This is a genomic window from Ensifer adhaerens (assembly GCF_028993555.1).
In the GTDB taxonomy this organism is placed as follows: domain Bacteria; phylum Pseudomonadota; class Alphaproteobacteria; order Rhizobiales; family Rhizobiaceae; genus Ensifer; species Ensifer adhaerens_I.
The window spans coordinates 111,685-131,937 of record NZ_CP118611.1; the positions used below are offsets into that span (position 1 = coordinate 111,685).

17 protein-coding genes are annotated in these 20,253 nt (G+C 60.8%); 15 read left to right on the forward strand and 2 right to left on the reverse strand.

From position 1 onward, the window contains the following. Position 1 precedes the first annotated feature (1 nt). The 13 genes from nosZ (at position 2) to apnL (ending at position 15,572) form a co-directional block, all read left to right on the forward strand. Positions 2-1,930 carry a TAT-dependent nitrous-oxide reductase gene (gene nosZ, locus PWG15_RS20950; protein ID WP_275025901.1) on the forward strand — a complete coding sequence of 643 codons (1,929 nt, stop codon included), beginning with the start codon at positions 2-4 and terminating at the stop codon, positions 1,928-1,930. Between the two features lie 3 nt (positions 1,931-1,933). Next, a complete protein-coding gene (locus PWG15_RS20955; RefSeq protein ID WP_275025902.1) occupies positions 1,934-3,262 on the forward strand; it encodes a nitrous oxide reductase family maturation protein NosD in 1,329 nt (442 codons plus the stop codon). Further along, complete coding sequence (locus PWG15_RS20960) at positions 3,228-4,127, forward strand: ABC transporter ATP-binding protein (protein ID WP_275025903.1); 900 nt, start codon at positions 3,228-3,230, stop codon at positions 4,125-4,127. Before PWG15_RS20955 ends, PWG15_RS20960 begins: the two co-directional genes overlap by 35 nt. Beyond that, positions 4,124-4,945 (forward strand): ABC transporter permease, encoded by an 822-nt coding sequence (locus tag PWG15_RS20965; protein WP_275025904.1) that lies wholly within the window; start codon positions 4,124-4,126, stop codon positions 4,943-4,945. The genes PWG15_RS20960 and PWG15_RS20965 overlap by 4 nt, the downstream gene beginning before the upstream one ends. After that, on the forward strand, positions 4,942-5,523 hold the full coding sequence (locus PWG15_RS20970) for a nitrous oxide reductase accessory protein NosL (protein WP_275025906.1): 582 nt from the start codon (positions 4,942-4,944) through the stop codon (positions 5,521-5,523). Before PWG15_RS20965 ends, PWG15_RS20970 begins: the two co-directional genes overlap by 4 nt. A gap of 4 nt (positions 5,524-5,527) precedes the next feature. Further along, the gene (locus PWG15_RS20975) at positions 5,528-6,439 is read left to right on the forward strand and encodes an FAD:protein FMN transferase (RefSeq protein ID WP_275025907.1); all 912 of its coding nucleotides are present in this window, start codon (positions 5,528-5,530) and stop codon (positions 6,437-6,439) included. Positions 6,440-7,467: 1,028 nt separating this feature from the next. Further along, entirely contained in the window at positions 7,468-8,295 is an 828-nt protein-coding gene (locus PWG15_RS20980; RefSeq protein WP_275025908.1) for a phosphogluconate dehydrogenase C-terminal domain-containing protein, read from the forward strand. Between the two features lie 120 nt (positions 8,296-8,415). Next, positions 8,416-9,357, forward strand: coding sequence for a D-ribose ABC transporter substrate-binding protein (locus PWG15_RS20985; RefSeq protein ID WP_275025909.1), 942 nt, complete (start codon positions 8,416-8,418; stop codon positions 9,355-9,357). A 67-nt stretch (positions 9,358-9,424) separates the two neighbouring features. After that, positions 9,425-10,063 (forward strand): DUF2291 family protein, encoded by a 639-nt coding sequence (locus tag PWG15_RS20990; RefSeq protein WP_275025910.1) that lies wholly within the window; start codon positions 9,425-9,427, stop codon positions 10,061-10,063. Between the two features lies 1 nt (position 10,064). Beyond that, the gene (locus PWG15_RS20995; RefSeq protein ID WP_275025911.1) at positions 10,065-11,609 is read left to right on the forward strand and encodes a sugar ABC transporter ATP-binding protein; all 1,545 of its coding nucleotides are present in this window, start codon (positions 10,065-10,067) and stop codon (positions 11,607-11,609) included. After that, a complete protein-coding gene (locus PWG15_RS21000) occupies positions 11,609-12,673 on the forward strand; it encodes an ABC transporter permease (protein WP_275025912.1) in 1,065 nt (354 codons plus the stop codon). The genes PWG15_RS20995 and PWG15_RS21000 overlap by 1 nt, the downstream gene beginning before the upstream one ends. 2 nt (positions 12,674-12,675) lie before the next feature. Continuing rightward, positions 12,676-13,710 (forward strand): Gfo/Idh/MocA family protein, encoded by a 1,035-nt coding sequence (locus PWG15_RS21005; RefSeq protein ID WP_275025913.1) that lies wholly within the window; start codon positions 12,676-12,678, stop codon positions 13,708-13,710. Then, positions 13,707-15,572 (forward strand): D-apionate lactonase, encoded by a 1,866-nt coding sequence (apnL, locus tag PWG15_RS21010; RefSeq protein ID WP_275025916.1) that lies wholly within the window; start codon positions 13,707-13,709, stop codon positions 15,570-15,572. The genes PWG15_RS21005 and apnL overlap by 4 nt, the downstream gene beginning before the upstream one ends. A 3-nt stretch (positions 15,573-15,575) precedes the next feature. Here the strand turns inward: apnL and PWG15_RS21015 are convergent, their stop codons facing one another. Beyond that, positions 15,576-16,292 (reverse strand): transcriptional regulator NanR, encoded by a 717-nt coding sequence (locus tag PWG15_RS21015; RefSeq protein ID WP_275025917.1) that lies wholly within the window; start codon positions 16,290-16,292, stop codon positions 15,576-15,578. Between the two features lie 148 nt (positions 16,293-16,440). Between PWG15_RS21015 and oiaX the strand changes: the two genes are divergently transcribed. Together oiaX and PWG15_RS21025 are read left to right on the forward strand one after the other, a co-directional pair. Further along, positions 16,441-17,697 (forward strand): 3-oxo-isoapionate-4-phosphate decarboxylase OiaX, encoded by a 1,257-nt coding sequence (gene oiaX / locus PWG15_RS21020; RefSeq protein WP_275025918.1) that lies wholly within the window; start codon positions 16,441-16,443, stop codon positions 17,695-17,697. Between the two features lies 1 nt (position 17,698). Continuing rightward, positions 17,699-19,000: a four-carbon acid sugar kinase family protein gene (locus PWG15_RS21025; RefSeq protein ID WP_275025919.1), complete on the forward strand. Its 1,302-nt coding sequence runs from the start codon at positions 17,699-17,701 to the stop codon at positions 18,998-19,000. A 165-nt stretch (positions 19,001-19,165) separates the two neighbouring features. Here the strand turns inward: PWG15_RS21025 and PWG15_RS21030 are convergent, their stop codons facing one another. Continuing rightward, complete coding sequence (locus PWG15_RS21030) at positions 19,166-20,125, reverse strand: hypothetical protein (RefSeq protein WP_275025920.1); 960 nt, start codon at positions 20,123-20,125, stop codon at positions 19,166-19,168. Positions 20,126-20,253 lie beyond the last annotated feature (128 nt).

The following is a 20,253-nucleotide window of genomic DNA, read 5'->3' on the forward strand; positions in this document are numbered from 1 at the left end:
CATGGAATCAAAGGAACACAAGGGACTAAGCCGCCGAGCGCTTTTTAGCGCGACTGCAGGCAGCGCCATCCTGGCGGGCACTGTAGGGCCGGCTGCACTCAGCCTCGGTGCTGCAGGGTTGGCGACACCGGCCCGTGCGGCGACAGGTGCCGACGGCGCGGTCGCACCGGGCAAGCTGGACGACTATTACGGCTTCTGGTCCTCCGGTCAGAGCGGTGAGATGCGCATACTCGGCATTCCCTCGATGCGCGAACTGATGCGCGTACCGGTGTTCAACCGTTGCTCGGCCACCGGTTGGGGGCAGACCAATGAATCGATCCGGATCCATCAGCGCACGATGACGGAGAAGACGAAGAAGCAGCTTGCCGCGAACGGCAAGAAAATTCACGACAACGGCGACCTGCACCACGTCCACATGTCCTTCACCGACGGCAAATATGACGGCCGTTACCTGTTCATGAACGACAAGGCCAATACGCGCGTTGCGCGCGTGCGCTGCGACGTGATGAAAACCGATGCCATCCTGGAGATTCCCAACGCCAAGGGTATCCACGGCATGCGTCCGCAGAAATGGCCGCGTTCGAACTATGTGTTCTGCAACGGTGAGGACGAGGCGCCGCTCGTCAATGACGGCTCGACGATGACGGACGTGGCGACCTACGTGAACATCTTCACCGCTGTCGATGCCGACAAGTGGGAGGTCGCCTGGCAGGTGAAGGTATCGGGCAACCTCGACAATTGCGATGCCGACTACGAGGGCAAGTGGGCGTTCTCCACCAGCTACAATTCCGAAATGGGCATGTCGCTGGAAGAGATGACCAAGTCCGAGATGGACCATGTCGTCGTCTTCAATCTCGCCGAAATCGAGAAGGCGATTGCGGCCGGGCAATATGAGGAAATCAACGGCGTCAAGGTGGTGGACGGGCGCAAGGAGGCCAAGTCGCTTTTCACGCGCTACATCCCGATCGCCAACAATCCGCACGGCTGCAACATGGCGCCGGACAGGAAGCATCTGTGCGTCGCCGGCAAACTCTCGCCCACCGTCACCGTGCTGGACGTGACGAAGTTCGATGCCCTGTTCTACGACAATGCCGAGCCGCGCAGCGCCGTGGTGGCGGAACCTGAACTGGGCCTCGGCCCGTTGCACACGGCTTTCGACGGACGCGGCAACGCCTATACCTCGCTCTTCCTCGACAGCCAGGTGGTGAAGTGGAACATCGATGAGGCCATCCGCGCCTACGCCGGTGAGAAGATCAATCCGATCAAGGACAAGCTCGACGTTCAGTATCAGCCCGGCCATTTGAAGACGGTGATGGGCGAGACGTTGGATGCTGCTAGCGACTGGCTCGTTTGCCTGTGCAAATTCTCGAAGGACCGGTTCCTGAATGTCGGCCCGCTAAAGCCGGAAAACGATCAGTTGATCGACATTTCCGGTGACAAGATGGTGCTGGTGCATGACGGCCCGACCTTCGCCGAGCCGCATGACGCAATCGCCGTCGCCCCCTCGATCCTGCCGAACATCCGCTCGGTCTGGGATCGCAAGGATCCGCTGTGGGCCGAAACGCGCAAGCAGGCCGAGGCCGATGAGGTCAACATCGACGAATGGACCGAGGCCGTGATCCGTGACGGCAACAAGGTTCGCGTCTACATGACCTCGGTCGCGCCCAGCTTCAGCCAGCCGAGCTTCACGGTGAAGGAGGGCGACGAGGTCACGGTTATCGTCACCAATCTCGATGAGATCGATGACCTTACCCATGGCTTCACCATGGGCAATCACGGTGTGGCGATGGAGATCGGGCCGCAGCAGACGAGTTCCGTCACCTTCGTCGCGGCCAACCCTGGCGTCTACTGGTACTATTGCCAATGGTTCTGCCATGCCCTGCATATGGAAATGCGCGGCCGCATGTTCGTGGAACCGAAGGGCGCCTGATCGATGCGGCTGTCCGTTCTCCTGGTCGGCTTTCTTCTTGCCTCTCCGCTCTGCGCGGCGGAGCGCGCAGTCGTGCCGGGTGCGGGCAGTCTTGCCGAAGCCATCGCCGGGGCTCAACCCGGCGATGTGCTGATACTGACCGACGGGGTCTACGCCGGCCCCGTCACCATCGACCGGCCACTGACGGTGACCGGTCCGCGCGGAGCGGTGGTGAATGGGCGCGGACAGGGCAGCGTGGTGACGATTACCGCGCCGGATGTAACCTTGACCGGTTTCACCGTTACCGGTTCGGGCCGCATCAACCAGGATCTCGACGCCGGGGTCAAAATCGTTCAAGGCGCCGATCGCGCCCGCGTCGAAAAACTGCTTGTCACCGACAATATGCACGGAATTGACGTCCATGGCGGCCGCGGCGCTGTTGTCGCGGCGAACGAGATCGTCGGTACGCGCAGCCCCCGCATGAACGAGCGTGGCAACGGCATCTATGTCTGGAACAGCCCCGGTGCGCTGCTCGAAGACAACGTCATCCGCTACGGTCGCGACGGCATCTTTTCCAACGCCAGCGCAGATAGCATCTATCGCCGCAACATCATGCGCGACCTGCGCTTTGCCGTGCACTTCATGTACACCCGCAACACCGAGGTTTCCGACAACATCTCGATCGGGAACCATCTCGGCTTCGCGATCATGTTCTCCAATCGCGCGAAGATCCTGAATAATCTCAGCCTCGGCGACCGTGAGCACGGGCTGATGCTGAACTATGCCAACAATGCCGACGTGTCAGGCAATCTGGTGCGCGGAGGCACGAAGAAATGCCTCTTCATCTACAATGCCCACAAGAACCTGATCTGGGGAAACCGCTTCGAGAGCTGCGGCATCGGCATTCATTTCACCGCCGGTTCGGAGAAGAATGTGCTGACAGGCAACGCCTTCGTCGCCAACCGCGAGCAGGTAAAATATGTCGGCACCCGCAATATGGAATGGAGCCATGAAGGCCGGGGGAATTTCTGGTCCGATCATCCGGCCTTCGACCTCAACGGCGACGGCATTGCCGACAGTTTCTATCGCCCCAACGATCTGATGGACCAGATCCTCTGGTCGCAGCCGGCGGCAAGCCTGCTCACCGGCTCGCCCGCCGTTCAGCTCGTTCGCTGGAGCCAGCGGGATTTTCCCGCCACGCTTCCCGGAGGCGTGCGCGATAGCGCGCCGCTGATGCGCCCCCTGACCATCCCTGTCCCCCTCGACATTCTTGCCTACGAAGCGGAGGCCGAAGGGCGCTGGACTGAAGGAAATTACGATGACACCGACGCTGACAATCTCCAGGCTCACTAAGCGCTTCCAATCCGTGGAAGCGCTGAAGTCCGTTTCCCTGGCGCTGGAGCCGGGACGGCGCGCGGCACTGCTCGGCCATAACGGCGCCGGCAAATCGACGATGATGAAGATTGTGCTTGGTCTCATCCCCTTCGACAGCGGCGAGGTCTCGGTCTGCGGCACGGCCCCCGGTTCGCCCGCCGCGCGGACGCAGGTGGCGTATCTGCCGGAAAATGTCGCCTTTCACCCGGCTCTGACGGGAGAGGAGCAGCTTCGCCAATATCTTGCATTGCGTGGCGAAAGCCCGAGGCTGGCCACAGAGCTTCTTGCCCGGGTCGGGCTTGGTCACGCGGCGCGGCGGCGGATCGGCACCTATTCCAAGGGCATGCGCCAGCGCGTGGGCCTGGCCCAGACCCTGATCGGTCGCCCTCGTCTCCTGGTGCTGGATGAACCAACCTCGGGCCTCGACCCTGTGTCGCGACGGGACTTCTATGACCTGCTCGACGGGTTGGCCGCCGAGGGAACCGCCATCCTGCTCTCCTCCCACGTTTTGACCGAGGTGGAGGCCCGCACGGACCGCATCCTCATCCTTTCCGGTGGGGAACTGGTGGCCGAGGGCACGCTTGCCGAGCTTCGCACCCGTGCGGCACTTCCGGTCGCCTTTTCCGTCCGCCCTGCGCAGGGCCATGCGCCGGCGCTGGCAGCAACCTTCCCCGAGGGCGTGCAGGGGGCGGATGGTCTCTTGCGCCTTAGCGGCTCGCAGTCGGAAAAACTGCCGCTCCTTGCCCGGATCGCGGCACTCGGGAGCACCGTTGCCGATCTCGATGTCATTCCACCCAGCCTCGAGGATATCTACAGTCATTTCAGCCGGAGGGACGGGCAATGAACCGCATCCTCGCCACCGCCGTCAGCGAATTCCGCATCGCTTTCCGCAATCGGTGGGTCTCTATCGCCACGGGCATGATGGTGCTGTTCGCTCTGGTGCTGGCCGCAGCCGGCTCTGCCCCGACGGGCGATGTCGGCATCGACCGGCTCTCCGTGACGGTCGCCTCGCTTACGTCGCTTGCGGTGTATCTGGTTCCGTTGCTGGCATTGCTGATGAGTTTTGACGCGGTGGCGGGCGAGGTGGAGCGCGGCACGCTGCCACTGCTTCTCACCTATCCCGTCTCGCGCCTGCAGATCCTGCTTGGCAAACTTCTGGCGCATCTCGCAATCCTCGGTCTTGCAGTGACACTCGGCTATGGCGTGGCTGCGCTCGCAGCCGTCTGGTTCGATCCTGGTGCGACCAAGGGGCTCGGCGCGTTGTGGCGGCTGATCTGGTCCTCGGTGCTGCTGGGCGCGACATTTCTTGGCACAGGCTACGCACTCTCGGCCTTGGCGCGACGGCCGTCGGGGGCGGCGGGGTTGGCCATCGCCCTCTGGCTGGTGGCGGTGGTGCTCTACGACCTCGCTTTGTTGGCGCTTATCGTGACGGATGGAGGCGGTGCTTTCACCACACAGGCATTGCCCGTTGCGCTGCTCGCCAACCCGGCCGATGCCTTTCGCGTTTTCAATCTCTCGGCCGCACAAGCTGTTTCCGCCGCCGGCGGACTGGGTGGTGCCGCGGGCACGATCCCGCTCTGGCAGTCAGCGGCCTCCCTTTTCCTCTGGCCACCCGTTGCCATCGCACTTGCTGTTGCTGCTTTCCGAAAGGTGACCCCGTGAGGAACCGACTTCGCTTCGTGCTGCTCGCTGCCGCCTTGGCGCTACTTTCCTCCTGCAAGGAGGACGTAGCCCAAAGCATAGTGCCGCAGGACATGACGCCCGAGACCCTCGGTCACTATTGTCAGATGAACCTTCTGGAGCACCCCGGCCCGAAGGCCCAGATCTTTCTTGAAGGAAGCCCGGCGCCGCTCTTCTTCAGTCAGGTGCGCGATGCCATCGCCTATGCCCGCGGGCCGGAGCAGATTGCGCCGATCCTCGTCATCTATGTCAATGACATGGGTGCCGCAGGGGCAACCTGGGACCAGCCCGGTGACGGCAACTGGATTGCCGCAGACAAGGCGTTCTACGTCGTTGGATCCACCCGGCGGGGTGGCATGGGTGCGCCGGAAGCCGTTCCCTTTTCAAGCCGCGAAGGGGCTGCGGCCTTCGTCCTTGCCGAGGGCGGCCAGGTGCTCGCACTCGCTGATGTTACCGATGCCATGGTTCTGACCCCGGTGGAGACCGGCTCGGAACAGGGAGCGGACGACGACGATTATCTCGGCCGTCTGCGCACGCTGCCCCATCCAGCCGGAGGTTGATCCCATGATGCTGACCCGACGCCGCCTGATCGCAATTTCTGCAGTTCTGGCAACAGCGCCCGCGATCGCCCACGCCAACGCGGCAACCCGCTTCTGGACAGGTCAGGCTCTTGGCGCGCGCGCCTCGATCCGGATTGAACATCCTGAGGCCGACACCATCGTCGCCCGGGTCATGGCGGAGATCAACCGCCTGGAAGACATCCTCAGCCTTTACCGTCCGCACAGCGCACTTTCGCGGTTGAACCGCGATGGTCATCTTCAAGACCCGCCGTTCGAGCTTTTGGAATGTTTGTCACTGGCCGACGCAGTCCAACGAGCGAGCGGCGGGCGCTTCGATCCGACGGTGCAGCCGCTCTGGACGCTCTGGGCAGAATCGGCCGCAAACGGCACGCGACCCGGCTCGGCAGAAGTTGATCGAGTGCTTACCAACGTCGGCTGGGGCAAGGTAAGGCTTGAAGCAGCAGCGATCACACTGCATCCGGGCATGGCGCTGACGTTGAACGGCATCGGCCAAGGATATGTTGCCGACAGGGTAGCGGTATTGCTCGATGCTGAGGGCCTGACGGACATTCTGATCGACACCGGCGAGTTCCGCGCGCTCGGTGGACAGCCGGGCGGTGGAGGATGGCCGGTCCGATTGGAATCGGGCGAGCGCCTGCCGCTGCGCCAGCGCGCGCTGGCTACCTCCGCCCCTCTGGGCACAACCTTCGATCAGGCAGCCAGAGACGGACATATTCTCGACCCCGTGACCGGAATGCCCGCGCCGGCAAACTGGCGCTCTGTGTCGGTCTCGGCGCCATCCGCCGCCATAGCCGACGCACTGGCGACAGCCGCATGCCTGATGCCGGATCTAGGATCGATCCTTGCGATGAACGAGCGTTTTGAGGGCGCTCACCTGGAAGCGGCGTCACTGTAAGTGGGTTGGCTAACGACATCATCCGCGGCTTGAGAACGCCAGATCAATCTCGGCTTCATCCGCCCGGTCGACGCCTGGCCCGATTGGCGCGGTGTTCCCCGTCCGGCATCTCAAGTTAGTGGCAGCAGGGGGAGAACGTGCGTTGCGCGCATGGCTTTGAGCCCAAGGCCTGCTGCCATTGCATGGGCAGAACGCTGATGTGGCTGTTCGTAAGTTCCGAATAGATGAACTCATGATTGCCGAACCTCACGGCATTCCCTGCTTGGATGTTGCCTCCAAGAAGACCGTGAGCTGCAGGTTCAAACCCCGAGCGGGTACCGTGCTCCTTGATGAGGTCAAGTGTCTTCTTGTGATCCCTGTAAAGTTGGCGTGCCAGAGTTTCCATCTCGGAGCGCTTCTTATTCAGATCGAGCACTTCTTCAAAAAATCGTAGGTGATGGCAACTGAAGCCGCTTTTTGCGCTGGTGGCGCGAGCTCGACGGGATGAACTCTGGACTGAAAAAAGCAGCTACTTCTCGCCGGCTCGTATCGCTTGGGCAACTTTGCTTTTCTCTCCGCAGCGTTCCATGGCGATGTCAAGGCAGCGCTGTCTTTCGGTCGCAATTGCCTCTGCAACCATCTTTACTGGGTCACGCTGTCCGCGAGCCAAGTGGCGGGCCGCAACACGCCAGGCTGTTCCTGCAATTTCGTCTGGAATCATAATTCGCCTCGGTCTGCGCATCTCCAATCATAGGCGCTCGCGCTTGCGTGAAACGTGTGTCGCGGCGGTGATCTGCCTGCACTTTGGGCAGAGACCAGTGACCCGATCAATGCGTCGTGGTCACTTTCGGCTCCTGTCCGTCGGCGCTGTATTGGGGGATCGTGATTGCGCCCGCCGCGGAGTCGGCGATGTGGGTATTACATATCATCAAGGATAGTTATTGACATGTTATACCAGTTGATGAATACATCTCTGACGCCTGGTGAACGGCGTGGGCAAAATGCACCCGTCCCATGCGGTCGGGCCTGAGGAAATTGAGGAGGTCTCGATGACATCGATCGCGCTGTTCGGTGCCGGTGGTAAAATGGGCTATCGGCTCGCCAAGAACCTTAAAGATTCGCGCTTTGATGTCCGGCATGTTGAAGTCAGTGAGGCAGGAAAAGAGCGGCTTGCGAACGAGCTCGGTATTGTGTGCGTATCGGTCGAAGAGGGTCTCGACGGCGCCGATGTCGTCATCCTTGCGGTGCCTGACACCGCGATAGGCAAGGTTGCGACTGGTATCGTTGGCAAGCTGGCTCCCGGAACGATGGTCGTAGCGCTAGACGCGGCAGCGCCCTTTGCCGGTCATCTGCCAGCGCGCGCCGATCTGACCTATTTCGTTACCCATCCCTGCCATCCGCCCATCTTCAACGACGAAACAGACCCGGATGCGAAGCGCGACTTCTTTGGAGGCATCGCCGCAAAGCAGCATATCGTGTCGGCGCTAATGCAGGGGCCGGAAGCCGCCTATGCTCTCGGGGAAGAGATCGCCAAGGTCATCTGGGCGCCGGTAATGCGCTCGCACCGCGTGACGGTCGAACAGATGGCGCTCCTGGAGCCTGGCCTCTCCGAGACGGTCTGTGCTTCGCTGCTCGTCGTCATGCGTGAAGCCATGGACGAATGCGTCCGCCGCGGGGTTCCGAAGGACGCAGCCCGCGACTTTCTGCTTGGCCACATGAACGTGCTTGGCGCTGTCATTTTCGAGGAGACGCCGGGTGTCTTCTCTGACGCCTGCAACAAGGCAATCGAGTTTGGCAAACCCGTACTCATGAGGGACGACTGGCGGCGAGTGTTCGAGCCTGCGGAAATCGCGGCCAGCATCCATCGCATCACATGACAACTGACGGGCAGCCCACCGTGTAGCCGCGCTTGGCTGCCCGAAACAAGCGATCGCACTGGAGGCCACTTTCAATGGAGGGGTGGTCGAGGAAGTCCTGTGCCTAACTGGGAGGAGAATATGAACGTTACCCGTAGATTGATCACCGTCGGCTTCGTCGCCGTCATGGCCGCAAGCTCGGCGATGCCGGCCTTCGCGGCCGATCTTATCGCCATCATCACGCCGAGCCATGACAACCCGTTCTTCAAGGCTGAAGCGGTCGGGGCGGAGGCCAAGGCAAAAGAACTTGGCTACGAAACGTTGGTGCTGGTTCACGACGACGACGCCAACAAGCAGTCGCAGCTCATCGACACCGCCATCGGCCGCGGCGCAAAAGCGATCATTCTCGACAACGCCGGCTCCGAGGCGTCAATCGCTGCCGTGAAGAAGGCGAAGGATGCCGGCGTTCCCTCCTTCCTGATCGACCGCGAGATCAATGCGACCGGCATTGCCGTCTCGCAGATCGTCTCGAACAACTACCAGGGCGCTCAGCTCGGTGCGGAAGAATTCGTCCGGCTGATGGGTGAGAAGGGGAACTACGTCGAGTTGCTCGGCCGTGAAGCCGATCTCAACGCGGGCATCCGCTCCAAGGGCTACCACGATGTCATCGACGAGTTTCCGGAGATGAAGATGGTCGCTCAACAGTCGGCCAATTGGAGCCAGACCGAAGGCTACTCCAAGATGGAGACGATCCTTCAGGCCAATCCCGACATCCAGGGCGTGATCGCCGGCAATGATACGATGGCCATGGGGGCGATTGCAGCGCTCCAGGCGGCAGGTCGCAAGGATGTCATCGTCGTCGGCTTCGACGGCTCGAACGACGTGCGCGATTCGATCAATGCCGGCGGCATCAAGGCGACCGTCATGCAGCCCGCTTACGCGCAGGCCCAGCTCGCGGTTCAACAGGCGCACGATTACATCACCACCGGCAAGGCTCCTGCCGAAGAGAAGCAGCTCATGGATTGCGTGCTGATCACTGCTGAAAACGCCGACAAGCTCGAGACATTCGCGCTCTCCCAGTAATCTTCCCGAGACTGCGCAAGGCGGACCGATCCCGCCTTGCGTCCACTGTTCATGACGGAGAATGGGAATGCTGAGGTTTCAGGCTGCATGCGCACTCATGCTTGCCGGCGCTCTCGCGCTTGGCGGCTGCAAGCTCGTCAAAACGGAAGACGAACAAAGGCAGGCAGCGGCAGGTGCGTTCAATCCCGACAAGCTGGTTGCCGATACCTGGGATTCGAAGATCGTGCCCTATCTCGAGCAGCGGGCCGGTGTCTTCCAGGTGGTCTCGACGCTTGCCGTCCGCGACCTCGACGCCGCAGCGCAGAAATATGGAAACAAGGAAAAACAGGGCAATGCGCCTTGGACCTTTGCCGCCAAGATCGACGGTGTGATCGTCGCCCAGGAAACGAAATCGCGGGCGGCCTACGTCGACGTGGATGTCGACGGTGACGGCAAGGCGGATGTTCGTGTTTCGATAGGTCCGGCCATTCGCGGCACGGCGCTGCGCGACAGCCTCGAGTTCGTGAACTTCAACGAGTTCAAGAACCAGATCGAGTGGGCGCAATATGGCAAATCGTTCAACACCCATGTGAACGGCACGCTGCTCGAAAAGCTCCCGCGCGACGGCCTGACGGGTAAGACGATCAAGGCAACCGGGGCCTATCCCCTGCCGACCAAGGGTCAGCTGCCACAGTTCGTGCCTGCCACCATAACCATCGGAGGCTGACATGAGCAGCATCGAGGACGGAGACGTCATCCTTGAACTGAAGGACATCACCAAGGCCTATTCCGGAATCGTGGCGCTGAAGAAGGCGGACCTGAAACTCCGGCGCGGAGCCGTGAACGTGCTCGTCGGTGAAAACGGTGCTGGCAAGTCGACGATGATGCGCATCATCGCCGGTGTCGAGCGGCCGACGCTCGGCGAAATCTGGTTGGACGGTCAGCGCATACACCTCGACAGCCCAGCCGACGCAGTGCGTCATGGTATAGGCATCGTGTTCCAGGAACTGAACCTTTTCGGCAATCTTTCCGTCGCCGAAAACATCTTTGCCACCCGTGAGATCACCCGCGGCCTTCGTGGCATCGATCACAAGGCGCAGGTCGAGAAGGCCAACGCGTTCCTGAACCGCCTGGAGGCGGGAATCTCCGCCGAGACGCTTGCCGAAGATTTGCCGATTGGCCAGCAACAGCTCGTCGAAATCGCCCGGGCTGTCTCGCTCGACACACGTATCCTCATCATGGATGAGCCGACATCGGCACTCAGCGCCGCTGAAGTCGATGTGCTCTTCCGTGTCATCGCCGATCTCAAGGCACGTGGCGTCGCCATCGTCTACATTTCGCATCGGCTGGAAGAACTCATGCGAATTGGCGACTACATCACCGTATTGAAGGACGGCCAGATCACCGGTCACGCCATGGTCAAGGATATCGACACGCGCTGGATCGTCCGCTCGATGATCGGTTCGGACGCCAAGGATTTTGCAAAGAAGGTCGATCACAATCCAGGCGAGGAGATCTTCCGCACCGAAAACATCTGCCTGCCGAGAGCACAGGGCGGCTTTGCCGTCGACCACGTCTCGATCGGTGTGCGCAAAGGCGAGATCCTCGGCATTTACGGGCTGATGGGCGCCGGTCGCTCGGAACTCTTCGAATGCATCATGGCGCGCCACGAGCACTCCACCGGCAAGATCTGTATTGAAGGCAGGGAGCTCAAGGGCGGCGATACCACACGACGCATTCGTGAAGGATTGGCCCTTATCCCCGAGGATCGGCAGCGTGAGGGACTTGTGCAGTCCTTGTCGATTGCCGACAACCTGACGATGGCTAGCCTGAGCCAGTTCCTGAAGGCAGGTTTTCACATCGATCTCACGCGCGAAGCAAAGGCGATCGCCGAGGCTATCCGCAATCTCTCGATCAAGGCGAAGAACCCGGATTTCGAGGTGACGTCGATGTCGGGTGGAAATCAGCAGAAGGTCGTGATCGGCAAGGCACTCATGACCGGGCCGAAAGTACTTCTCATGGACGAGCCGAGCCGGGGCATCGATGTCGGCGCCAAGGCCGATGTCTTCCTCACCATGCGCCGGCTGGCGGGCGAGGGACTGGCGATCCTCTTTTCCACGTCCGATCTCGAAGAAGTCATGGCGCTTTCCGATCGTATCGCCGTGATGAGCAACGGCCGGCTGGTGACGGTTGTCGACCGTAAGGACGCGACCGAAGAATTGATCGTTTCGGCCTCGGCAGAGGGACATAAAACCAAAAGGATGCATGCGTGATGACGACAGCAACGCAAACTGCCGCCGCCGACAGCTTCTCCAGCGGATCGGCTCTCCTCACCCTCATGAAGCTGAGGACATTTATCGCGCTCTTCGCGGTGATCATCTTCTTCTCGATAGCCGCGCCGAACTTTCTTTCAACCGCCAACATGATCCTGATGACGAAGCACGCGACGCAAAACGCGTTCCTGGCGATCGGTATGACCTTCGTCATCATCACCGGCGGCATCGACCTGTCGGTTGGCTCAATCGTCGGCCTGTGCGGCATGATCGCCGGCGGGCTGATCATGTATGGTGTAGCCCTACCGCTCGGCTACACCATGTATTTCAATGTGGTCGAGGTGGCGTTCATCGTGGCTGTCGTTGGTATTCTGATCGGCGCGATTAACGGCCTCTTGATCACCCGATTGAACGTAGCCCCCTTCATCGCGACACTTGGCACCTTGTATGTCGCGCGTGGCATGGCGCTGCTCTACTCCGACGGACAGACCTTGCCCAATCTCACCGGACGCGAAGACCTCGGCAATCAAGGTTTCAGCTATCTTGGTTCCGGCACGATCCTCGGGCTACCCGTGTCCGTGTGGATCCTGATCGCAGTGGCTGCTGGTGCCACATATTTCGCCCGCTTCGTACCGCTCGGCCGGCATATCTTCGCCGTCGGCGGAAACGAGCGCGCCGCGCGCATGTCGGGCATCCGGGTCAACCGGGTAAAGATGTTCGTCTACATGTTCTCCGGTTTCTGTGCCGCGATCGTAGGTCTTGTCATCTCCTCGGAACTCATGGCTTCACATCCCGCGACTGGCACCAATCTCGAACTCAATGCCATTGCGGCGGCCGTCCTTGGTGGTACATCGATGTCTGGCGGGCGTGGCACGATCGGGGGCACGATCATCGGTGCTTTCGTGATCGGCATTCTCTCGGACGGGTTGGTGATGATGGGTGTGAGTTCATTCTGGCAGATGGTGATCAAGGGGCTCGTAATCATCGTGGCCGTCGTGGTGGACCAGGCGCAACGCCGCCTGCAGCAGCGCGTGACCCTCATGCAAATGGCGAAGGCAGGCTGATCGTGGCGACCATCAAAGGCGCGTTGATCGGTTGCGGCTTCTTCGCCATCAACCAGATGCATGGCTGGCGCGATTTGCCCGATGTCGAGATCGTGGCGATCTGCGATCGCGACCCCGAGCGGTTAAGAGTAGTCGGCGATCAATTCGCGGTGGCGAGGCGATACGCGTCGTCGGAAGCGATGTTCGCCGATGGCGGATTCGATTTCGTCGACATTGCCACCACTGTGGGCAGTCATCGGCCCCTCGTCGAACTCGCCGCACTCCACAAAGTGCCGGCGATTTGCCAGAAGCCATTTGCGCTGACGCTGGAAGATGCCAAAGCAATGGTGGCTGCAGCCGATAGGGCGGGGATCGCGCTGATGATCCACGAAAACTTCCGCTGGCAAACGCCCATTCTTGCGGTCAAGGCGGTCATCGACAGAAGTGAAATCGGTACCCCTTTCTGGGGGCGCGTGTCGTTCCGCTCCGGCTTCGACGTGTTTTCCGGCCAACCCTATCTTGCCAAGGGCAAGCGCTTCATCATCGAGGATCTCGGCATCCATTCGCTCGACATCGCACGGTTCCTCTTCGGCGATGCCGGCCGCATGACTGCCCGCACGCGCCGGATCAATCCCGAGATCGCCGGCGAAGATGTCGCGACCATGATGCTCGACCACAATAACGGCATCACCTCGATCGTCGACGTGAGCTATGCGACGAGACTTTCAGAGGAGCCGTTCCCGCAAACCTTGATCGAGGTCGACGGAACCAGAGGGACCCTGCGCCTGGGCCTCGACTACAAGCTTGCCGTTCACGGGCCGGCCGGAACGGTCGAACGCGACGTCTCGCCGACCCTCCTGCCGTGGGCCTCACGGCCTTGGCACAACATTCAGGAAAGCGTGGCTCTTATCCAGAGACACTGGATCGAACGGTTGGGCTCCGGCCGCGAGCCCGATACTTCCGGGCGCGATAACCTTCAGACTTTTGCCTTGGTCGAGGCCGCCTATCTCAGCGCCGAACGTGGAGAGACGATTGTCGTTGGAGACCTGTTGCGATGAGGGACGACGGTCTCCGGCTCTATGGCACGGCGGAGCACGAGCCGGAAAGCCGATCGCTGGTCGTCGGCAATCTGAGCATGGACTTTCAGGACGGTAACCTGCGCAGTTTGCGGTTCGGCGGTCACGAGGTGTTGCGTGCGATTTCCTTCCTCGTGCGCGACAAGGATTGGGGTACCTGCCGCGCTCGGTTGAGCGATCTGAGAATAGAGGAAAACGAGCGGGGTTTCTCACTCGCCTATGCCGCGCACTTTACAGCCCCGACCGGAGCCAATCTTGATTGCCAGATCGCAATCTCCGGCACGGCCACGAGTGTGAGCTTCTCTGCTGACTATGTGAGCGATGCGGATTTTGAAACCGCCCGCGCCGGCTTCGTGGTCTTGCACCCGGTCATCGGTGTAGCGGGAGAACCGGTGGCAATCACCCATGGCGATGGCTCGGTGGAAGAGGCGCGCTGGCCTGACACGATCGCCCCCTGGCAACCTTTCAAGAACATCGCGCAGATCACCCATCGCGTGGCGCCCGGTATCATGGCGACAACGAGGTTCGTTGGCGATGTCTTCGAGATGGAGGATCAACGCAACTGGACCGATGCCTCCTACAAGACCTACGTACGGCCGCTGGCTCTGCCTTGGCCCTATCTCGTACCGCAGGGGGAACGCTTCCGTCAGCAAATCGCCGTGGAGATTCTTGCCGAGAACAATGCGGCTCGGGCAGCCGATCGCTCGGATGCGATCTCTGTCAGGCTCATCCCAACGAATGTCAGACTTCCGGCTATTGGCGTGGGGCTGCGACCCGAGTGCCTTCAGGAAGAGTTGGCTTCGCTTGATGTCTTGAAGGCCATCGGCGCGGAACATCTGATCGCCCATTTCGATCCCGCAGCGGGACATGGCATCGAGGCATTGAAAGGCTATGCGGCGATAGCGGCCCAGTCCGAGCTCAAGGTGACGCTGGAGCTTGCGGTGCCTTGCCTGAGGCCTCTGGAAGAGGAGATGGCGCAGTTCGCAGCGATGGTCGACGAGGCCGGTCTTCAGCTCGATACGCTCTTCGTCTGCCCGTCGGTGGATCGCCAGTCGACACCGCCGGGCAGCAATTGGCCGCAGTGCCCGGCGCTTGGTGACATCTACGCCGCTGCGCGCGTTGCCTTTCCCGGCCTTCGGCTTGGCGGCGGAATGATGAGCTATTTCACCGAGCTCAATCGCAAGCGTGTGCCCCCGGATCAGATCGACTATATCAGCCATTCAACGAACCCGATCGTGCATGCTGCGGATGATCTATCGGTCATGCAGACGTTCGAGGCGCTGCGTCATGTCGTCAATTCCACGCGCGCTATCTACGGCAACAAGGCGTACCGCATTGGGCCTTCGACAATCGCTATGCGTCAAAATCCGTACGGCAGCACCACGAAGGACAATCCGGCGGGGGCGCGTATTCCCATGGCGAATGTCGACCCACGGCACAATGGCCAGTTCGGTGCGGCGTGGACGCTGGCCTATGCGGCAACGGTGGCCCCGGCGGCGCTGGAAGTCCTCACCCTTTCGACTCTTGTCGGTCCTTTCGGCCTGTTGGCCGGCGGGAGGGAGGTCACGGTCAGCGGAGAGTTGCGACCGCTCGCACACGTCCTAACCCGTCTTGCTGCCTTGTCACGCGAGCTTCTGTCTGCCGTTGAGACGTCCCGGCCCGATGCCGTGTTGGGACTTGGCTCGCAGAGGCGGCTGCTGCTGGCGAACATCACCTGCGATGAGCAGACAGTCGTGTTGCCCGCAAAGCCGCGGAAGGTTTCAGCGATCGTGGATGGGGGCGAGCTTGCTGCGCAACAGCACGTCACACTGGCGCCTTACGCCTGTGTGGATATCGCTCTTTGAGCGTTATCCCTGGCTCCTGAGAGCGTAAAGTGCGCGCGAACGTTCAAGGTGCTTGACCATCGCCTGCTCGGCGAGATCCGCATCGCGGCTTTCAATGGCGCGAATGATCTCCTCGTGTTCGGAAAGCGTGAAGCTCTCGCGACCGGTCCAGATCAGCATTTCAGTATGATAAGACTTCAGCCACCCCAGCATCGCGCCGCTGACGGCCACAAAGATCGGGTTGCCAGAAATCCTGGCGATGCATTGATGGAACTCCATGTCCGCATCGATGAAAGCATCCGCGTCGCCAAGGCTCTGCTTTTGCTTGTCGAGGAGGGCACGCAACTCGGCGATGTGTGTGTGGGTCGCTTTGGCCGCCGCCTCACGGATCACGCCGCGCTCGAAGAAAATGCGCGCGTTCTTCAGATGCTCCAGCGTGTCCGACGAGCCGGACAGCATCAGTTTTGCGGGCAGGTCAACCTGTTTGATGATGGATTCGGCGGTAATGCGCAGCACCTTTGCGCGCTCGCCCTGAGAAATTTCGACCAGTCCTTTTCCGGCAAGTGCTTGCATCGCTTCTCGGATGGCCGGGCGGCCGACACCGTAACGCTCCATCAGTTCACGCTCGGAGGGCATGTCGTCACCGGCTTTGAGCTCGCCGGTTTCGATCATCTGCTTCAGGCGCGCGAAGACTTCATCGGACAGTTTCTTGCGGACGATCGGTTCGGAAACAACGTTCATGAGTCACCTGATTTCAACAGGTTTGAATATGCACCAAGTGCCTTGGTCGCAACAGCCTTCAGTGTAATCGGCTTGCAATAACATAAATACTCATTATACCAGTTGTTGAGTGTGCACAAGCGGGATACCTCACACGGGAGGAGCAAACGTGATCCGGATTACCTATCGCATCGAGACTGCCGGTTCGGTGGAAGCGATGGCGGCGAAGATTGCCAGCGACCAGTCGACAGGCACCTTCGTTGCGCTGCCGGGAGAAACGGAGGAACTGAAGGCGCGCGTGGCCGCGCGCGTCGTCGCAGTCAGGCACTTGCCGTCATCGAACCGCGCCTCCTTTCCCGACGAAGCCGGTGGGGCGGCGCTATTCAATCGCGCGGATGTCGATATCGATTTCCCGATGGCTGCGGTTGGCACCGATCTGGCTGCGCTCATGACCATCGCGATCGGTGGCGTCTTCTCGATCAAGGGCATGACGGGTATCCGGATCGTCGACATGAGGTTGCCGGAAGAGTTCGCCGCCGCACATCCCGGCCCGCAGTTCGGCGTACCCGGCAGCTTTGCGCTGACAGGGGTGAAGGATCGTCCGATCATCGGAACGATCGTCAAGCCTGCGCTCGGTCTCAGGCCGCACGAGACTGCCTCGATGGTCGGTGAGTTGATCGAGGCGGGCGTCGATTTCATCAAGGACGACGAAAAGTTGATGAGCCCAGCCTATTCTTCTCTCAAGGAGCGCGTGGCGGAGATCATGCCGCGCATTCTTGATCACGAGCAGAGGACCGGCAAGAAAGTCATGTACGCCTTCGGTATCAGCCACGCCGATCCCGACGAAATGATGCGCAATCATGACATGGTGCTGGAAGCCGGCGGCAATTGCGCCGTGGTCAATATCAACTCTGTCGGCTTCGGCGGGCTTGCCTTCCTGCGTAAACGTTCGGGTCTCGTGCTCCATGCCCATCGCAATGGCTGGGATATCCTGACGCGCCATGCAGGCCTTGGATTCGAGTTTTCCGTATGGCAGCAATTCTGGCGTTTGCTCGGCGTCGACCAGTTCCAGATCAATGGCATTCGCGTGAAATATTGGGAGCCGGATGATAGTTTCGTACGCTCCTATCAGGCCGTCAGCGCGCCGCTCTTTTCCGATAAAGATGTGGCGCTGCCGGTTATCGGCTCGGGCCAGTGGGGCGGACAGGCGCCGGAGACGTTTGCGGCCACAGAAGGCTCCACCGATCTTCTCTATCTTTGTGGTGGCGGTATCGTCAGTCATCCCGGTGGTCCGGGCGCCGGTGTGAAAGCGGTCAAGCAGGCCTGGGAAGCGGCCGTCGCCGGTGTTCCGCTTGAGACCTATGCGAAGGACCATCGGGAGCTTGCGCAATCAATCGAGAAATTTGCCGATGGCAGGGCAGCCTGAGATGACGCGACCGTTGATCAGCTACTATGGCGACGACTTTACCGGTTCGACGGATGTCATGGAGGCACTTTCTTCCAACGGCATCGAGACCGTGTTGTTTCTGAAGATTCCGGACAAGGCGCTGTGGTCACGTTTCTCTGGAGCAGGTGCTTTCGGGCTCGCCGGCACGAGCCGAAGCGAAACGCCGGAATGGATGAACGTGCACCTGCGTGAAGCCTTCGAGTGGCTGAAGACGTTAGATGCCGAGCTTTGCCATTACAAAGTCTGCTCGACCTTCGATTCCGCTCCGCATGTTGGCAGTATCGGCCGTGCAATCGAGATTGGTCGCAGCGTCTTCGGTGCAGGGACCGTGCCGCTCATTGTCGGCGCTCCGCAGATCCGTCGCTACACGGCGTTCGGCGAGCTCTTTGCCGCGTACCAGGGTGTAAACTATCGCATCGATCGCCACCCTGTGATGTCACGCCATCCGGTCACGCCGATGGACGAGGCCGATCTGCTGCAGCACCTTTCCCGTCAGACGAAGCTGTCAACGACACTCGTCGACGTTGTTTCGCTGCTTGCCCAGCCCGTTCCGGGGAAGGCCGATATCCTGCTCCTCGATGTGATCGACCAGGCAACTCAAGCCGCCGCCGGTTCACTCCTGTGGAACGAATTGCGTCGGGAGAACCGTTTTGTCTGCGGTTCCTCAGGCGTCGAATACGCCCTAATCCCGACTTGGCGAGGCGAAGGAACCATTGGTGCCGCGTCGGTCTATCCGGCGGCCGGCCCAGTCGATCGTATTGCGGTCGTTTCCGGTAGCGTTTCGCCCACGACCGAGCGGCAGATCCGACACGCCCTTGGGAACGGTTTCGAGGGCATCGCGCTCGATCCGCTGGCATTGTCAGGTGAAATTGACGGTCAAGGGATATCAGTAGCCGTGGAAACTGCACTGAGCGTGTTGAAGGACGGGCGGAGCGTCATCTTGTACACCGCGCTCGGGCCGGCGGCGGACAGGGGGGGCGAACTCGATCTGTCGAGCGGTGCGCGCCACCGTCTCGGTCGGGCCCTCGGCCGCATCCAGGCGGCTCTTGTCTCGGGTGCCGGGCTCAAAAGGGCGGTGGTTGCTGGCGGCGACACCTCCAGCCACGCACTTGGCGAGATGGGTATATCAGCCCTTACCTTGAAAATGCCTCTCCCGCAAACGCCCGGCTCCCCACTTTGTATGGCTCATGGCGGTCCCACGGACGGCCTGGAAATAGCGCTTAAGGGGGGCCAAGTAGGCAGCGATGACTATTTTTCCATGATCCGTGCCGGTAGCCTGTAGATCATCTTCGGGCGCTGCCCGACCGCGATGCCCGTGATCGCTCTCCGGGCTGAGCAGGCCGCTGCGAGGTTCGGCTTGGGGCCCGCATCGGTGTTCCATCCACCCGCTCTGAGGGGCTCACTCACATCCCTAAAGTCCCCGGCTTTGCCGAGGGGACTTGCCCATTCAACTGCTGAGTTGCGCAGCTTTCTGCTCTCGCGTCCCTTCTCCGCATACCACGGAAATGGCGCGGAATTTGATGGCCTGCCACTGGATATAGTCACGGAGCAGGGTTTGGGAGACGAATAAGTCGCCACGATTGCCAGGAAGGCTCCAGACGAGAAGTCCTTCCGATTTTGCACGGGCAAATACCCTTTGCACATGGCCCCGCGACAGCGTGTGTCGGGTTGAGATGTCACTTGCAGGGAGCGGTCCGAGGCAGGTCAGTCGATCAAATCCCTCGAGGCTGGCCGGCACCCGGCAGATGAGTTCGTGCAGGATGTTGCTTCCCGACTCCGAGCGGACGAACAAATCCACGCTCGCTGGCGGCTGTGCCCAGCCCGGGTCAAAAACAAGGGAACGAGCAACCAGGGGGTGGATGCGAGCAAGCAAGCGCTGGTCGCTATCGAACCTGGATGCGCGATCACCTCCATCGAGCCGATCAAGAGCCGAAAGATGGCTTGCCAGCCATTGTCCAATCAGGCGTTCGCCGTATGCACTCAACTGCAATGGCCTGACGCGCCTGTCTCTGCTTTCCTGCGGGACAAGCAAACCGTAGGCGGCCATTTCTGCCAGATGGGCCGTAAGCGTGTTCTTGCTGAAGGGCGGCTGTGCCGCAAAGAATTCGATGAGCGCCCCGGCCGTCAGAGGCGGACGCATTTCATCGTGCTTTCGCTCAAAATGAAGGGCAACGATTGCTTGCGTAATCAGCCACTTCTGCATGCTGGCGACATAGCGCACCACCCTTGGCGCGACATCGTGCATCGCGAGCAGCTCTTTGGCCGCATCCCGCAGGACGGCAAAGAATGCGGCCCCGCCACTCGAAGTCATCGGACTGAAATCGTCTTGCGATCCTAAAGGCATGGTTGTGTCTGTCGCACCACAGGTTATGGCATCTCCGGCATTACTACCCATCCAGTTTTGCATCACTAATGTCGCCGCGTCACCTGTGTGACTCAATTTTGGGTGCACCCACCCACAGTCTGCTTCTTTTGTTGATCACGATCTTCCCCTGTCGCTATCAGTGACCAGCTTTTGGGGGAAACATCATGAAA

Excerpts from the sequence above, each read along its gene's own strand:
- nosZ (WP_275025901.1), top strand. The coding sequence starts at position 2 with ATGGAATCAAAGGAACACAAGGGACTAAGCCGCCGAGCGCTTTTTAGC.
- PWG15_RS20955 (WP_275025902.1), top strand. The coding sequence starts at position 1,934 with ATGCGGCTGTCCGTTCTCCTGGTCGGCTTTCTTCTTGCCTCTCCGCTC.
- PWG15_RS20960 (WP_275025903.1), top strand. The coding sequence starts at position 3,228 with ATGACACCGACGCTGACAATCTCCAGGCTCACTAAGCGCTTCCAATCC.
- PWG15_RS20965 (WP_275025904.1), top strand. The coding sequence starts at position 4,124 with ATGAACCGCATCCTCGCCACCGCCGTCAGCGAATTCCGCATCGCTTTC.
- PWG15_RS20975 (WP_275025907.1), top strand. The coding sequence starts at position 5,528 with ATGATGCTGACCCGACGCCGCCTGATCGCAATTTCTGCAGTTCTGGCA.
- PWG15_RS20980 (WP_275025908.1), top strand. The coding sequence starts at position 7,468 with ATGACATCGATCGCGCTGTTCGGTGCCGGTGGTAAAATGGGCTATCGG.
- PWG15_RS20985 (WP_275025909.1), top strand. The coding sequence starts at position 8,416 with ATGAACGTTACCCGTAGATTGATCACCGTCGGCTTCGTCGCCGTCATG.
- PWG15_RS20990 (WP_275025910.1), top strand. The coding sequence starts at position 9,425 with ATGCTGAGGTTTCAGGCTGCATGCGCACTCATGCTTGCCGGCGCTCTC.
- PWG15_RS20995 (WP_275025911.1), top strand. The coding sequence starts at position 10,065 with ATGAGCAGCATCGAGGACGGAGACGTCATCCTTGAACTGAAGGACATC.
- PWG15_RS21000 (WP_275025912.1), top strand. The coding sequence starts at position 11,609 with ATGACGACAGCAACGCAAACTGCCGCCGCCGACAGCTTCTCCAGCGGA.
- apnL (WP_275025916.1), top strand. The coding sequence starts at position 13,707 with ATGAGGGACGACGGTCTCCGGCTCTATGGCACGGCGGAGCACGAGCCG.
- PWG15_RS21015 (WP_275025917.1), bottom strand. The coding sequence starts at position 16,292 with ATGAACGTTGTTTCCGAACCGATCGTCCGCAAGAAACTGTCCGATGAA.
- PWG15_RS21025 (WP_275025919.1), top strand. The coding sequence starts at position 17,699 with ATGACGCGACCGTTGATCAGCTACTATGGCGACGACTTTACCGGTTCG.
- PWG15_RS21030 (WP_275025920.1), bottom strand. The coding sequence starts at position 20,125 with ATGCAAAACTGGATGGGTAGTAATGCCGGAGATGCCATAACCTGTGGT.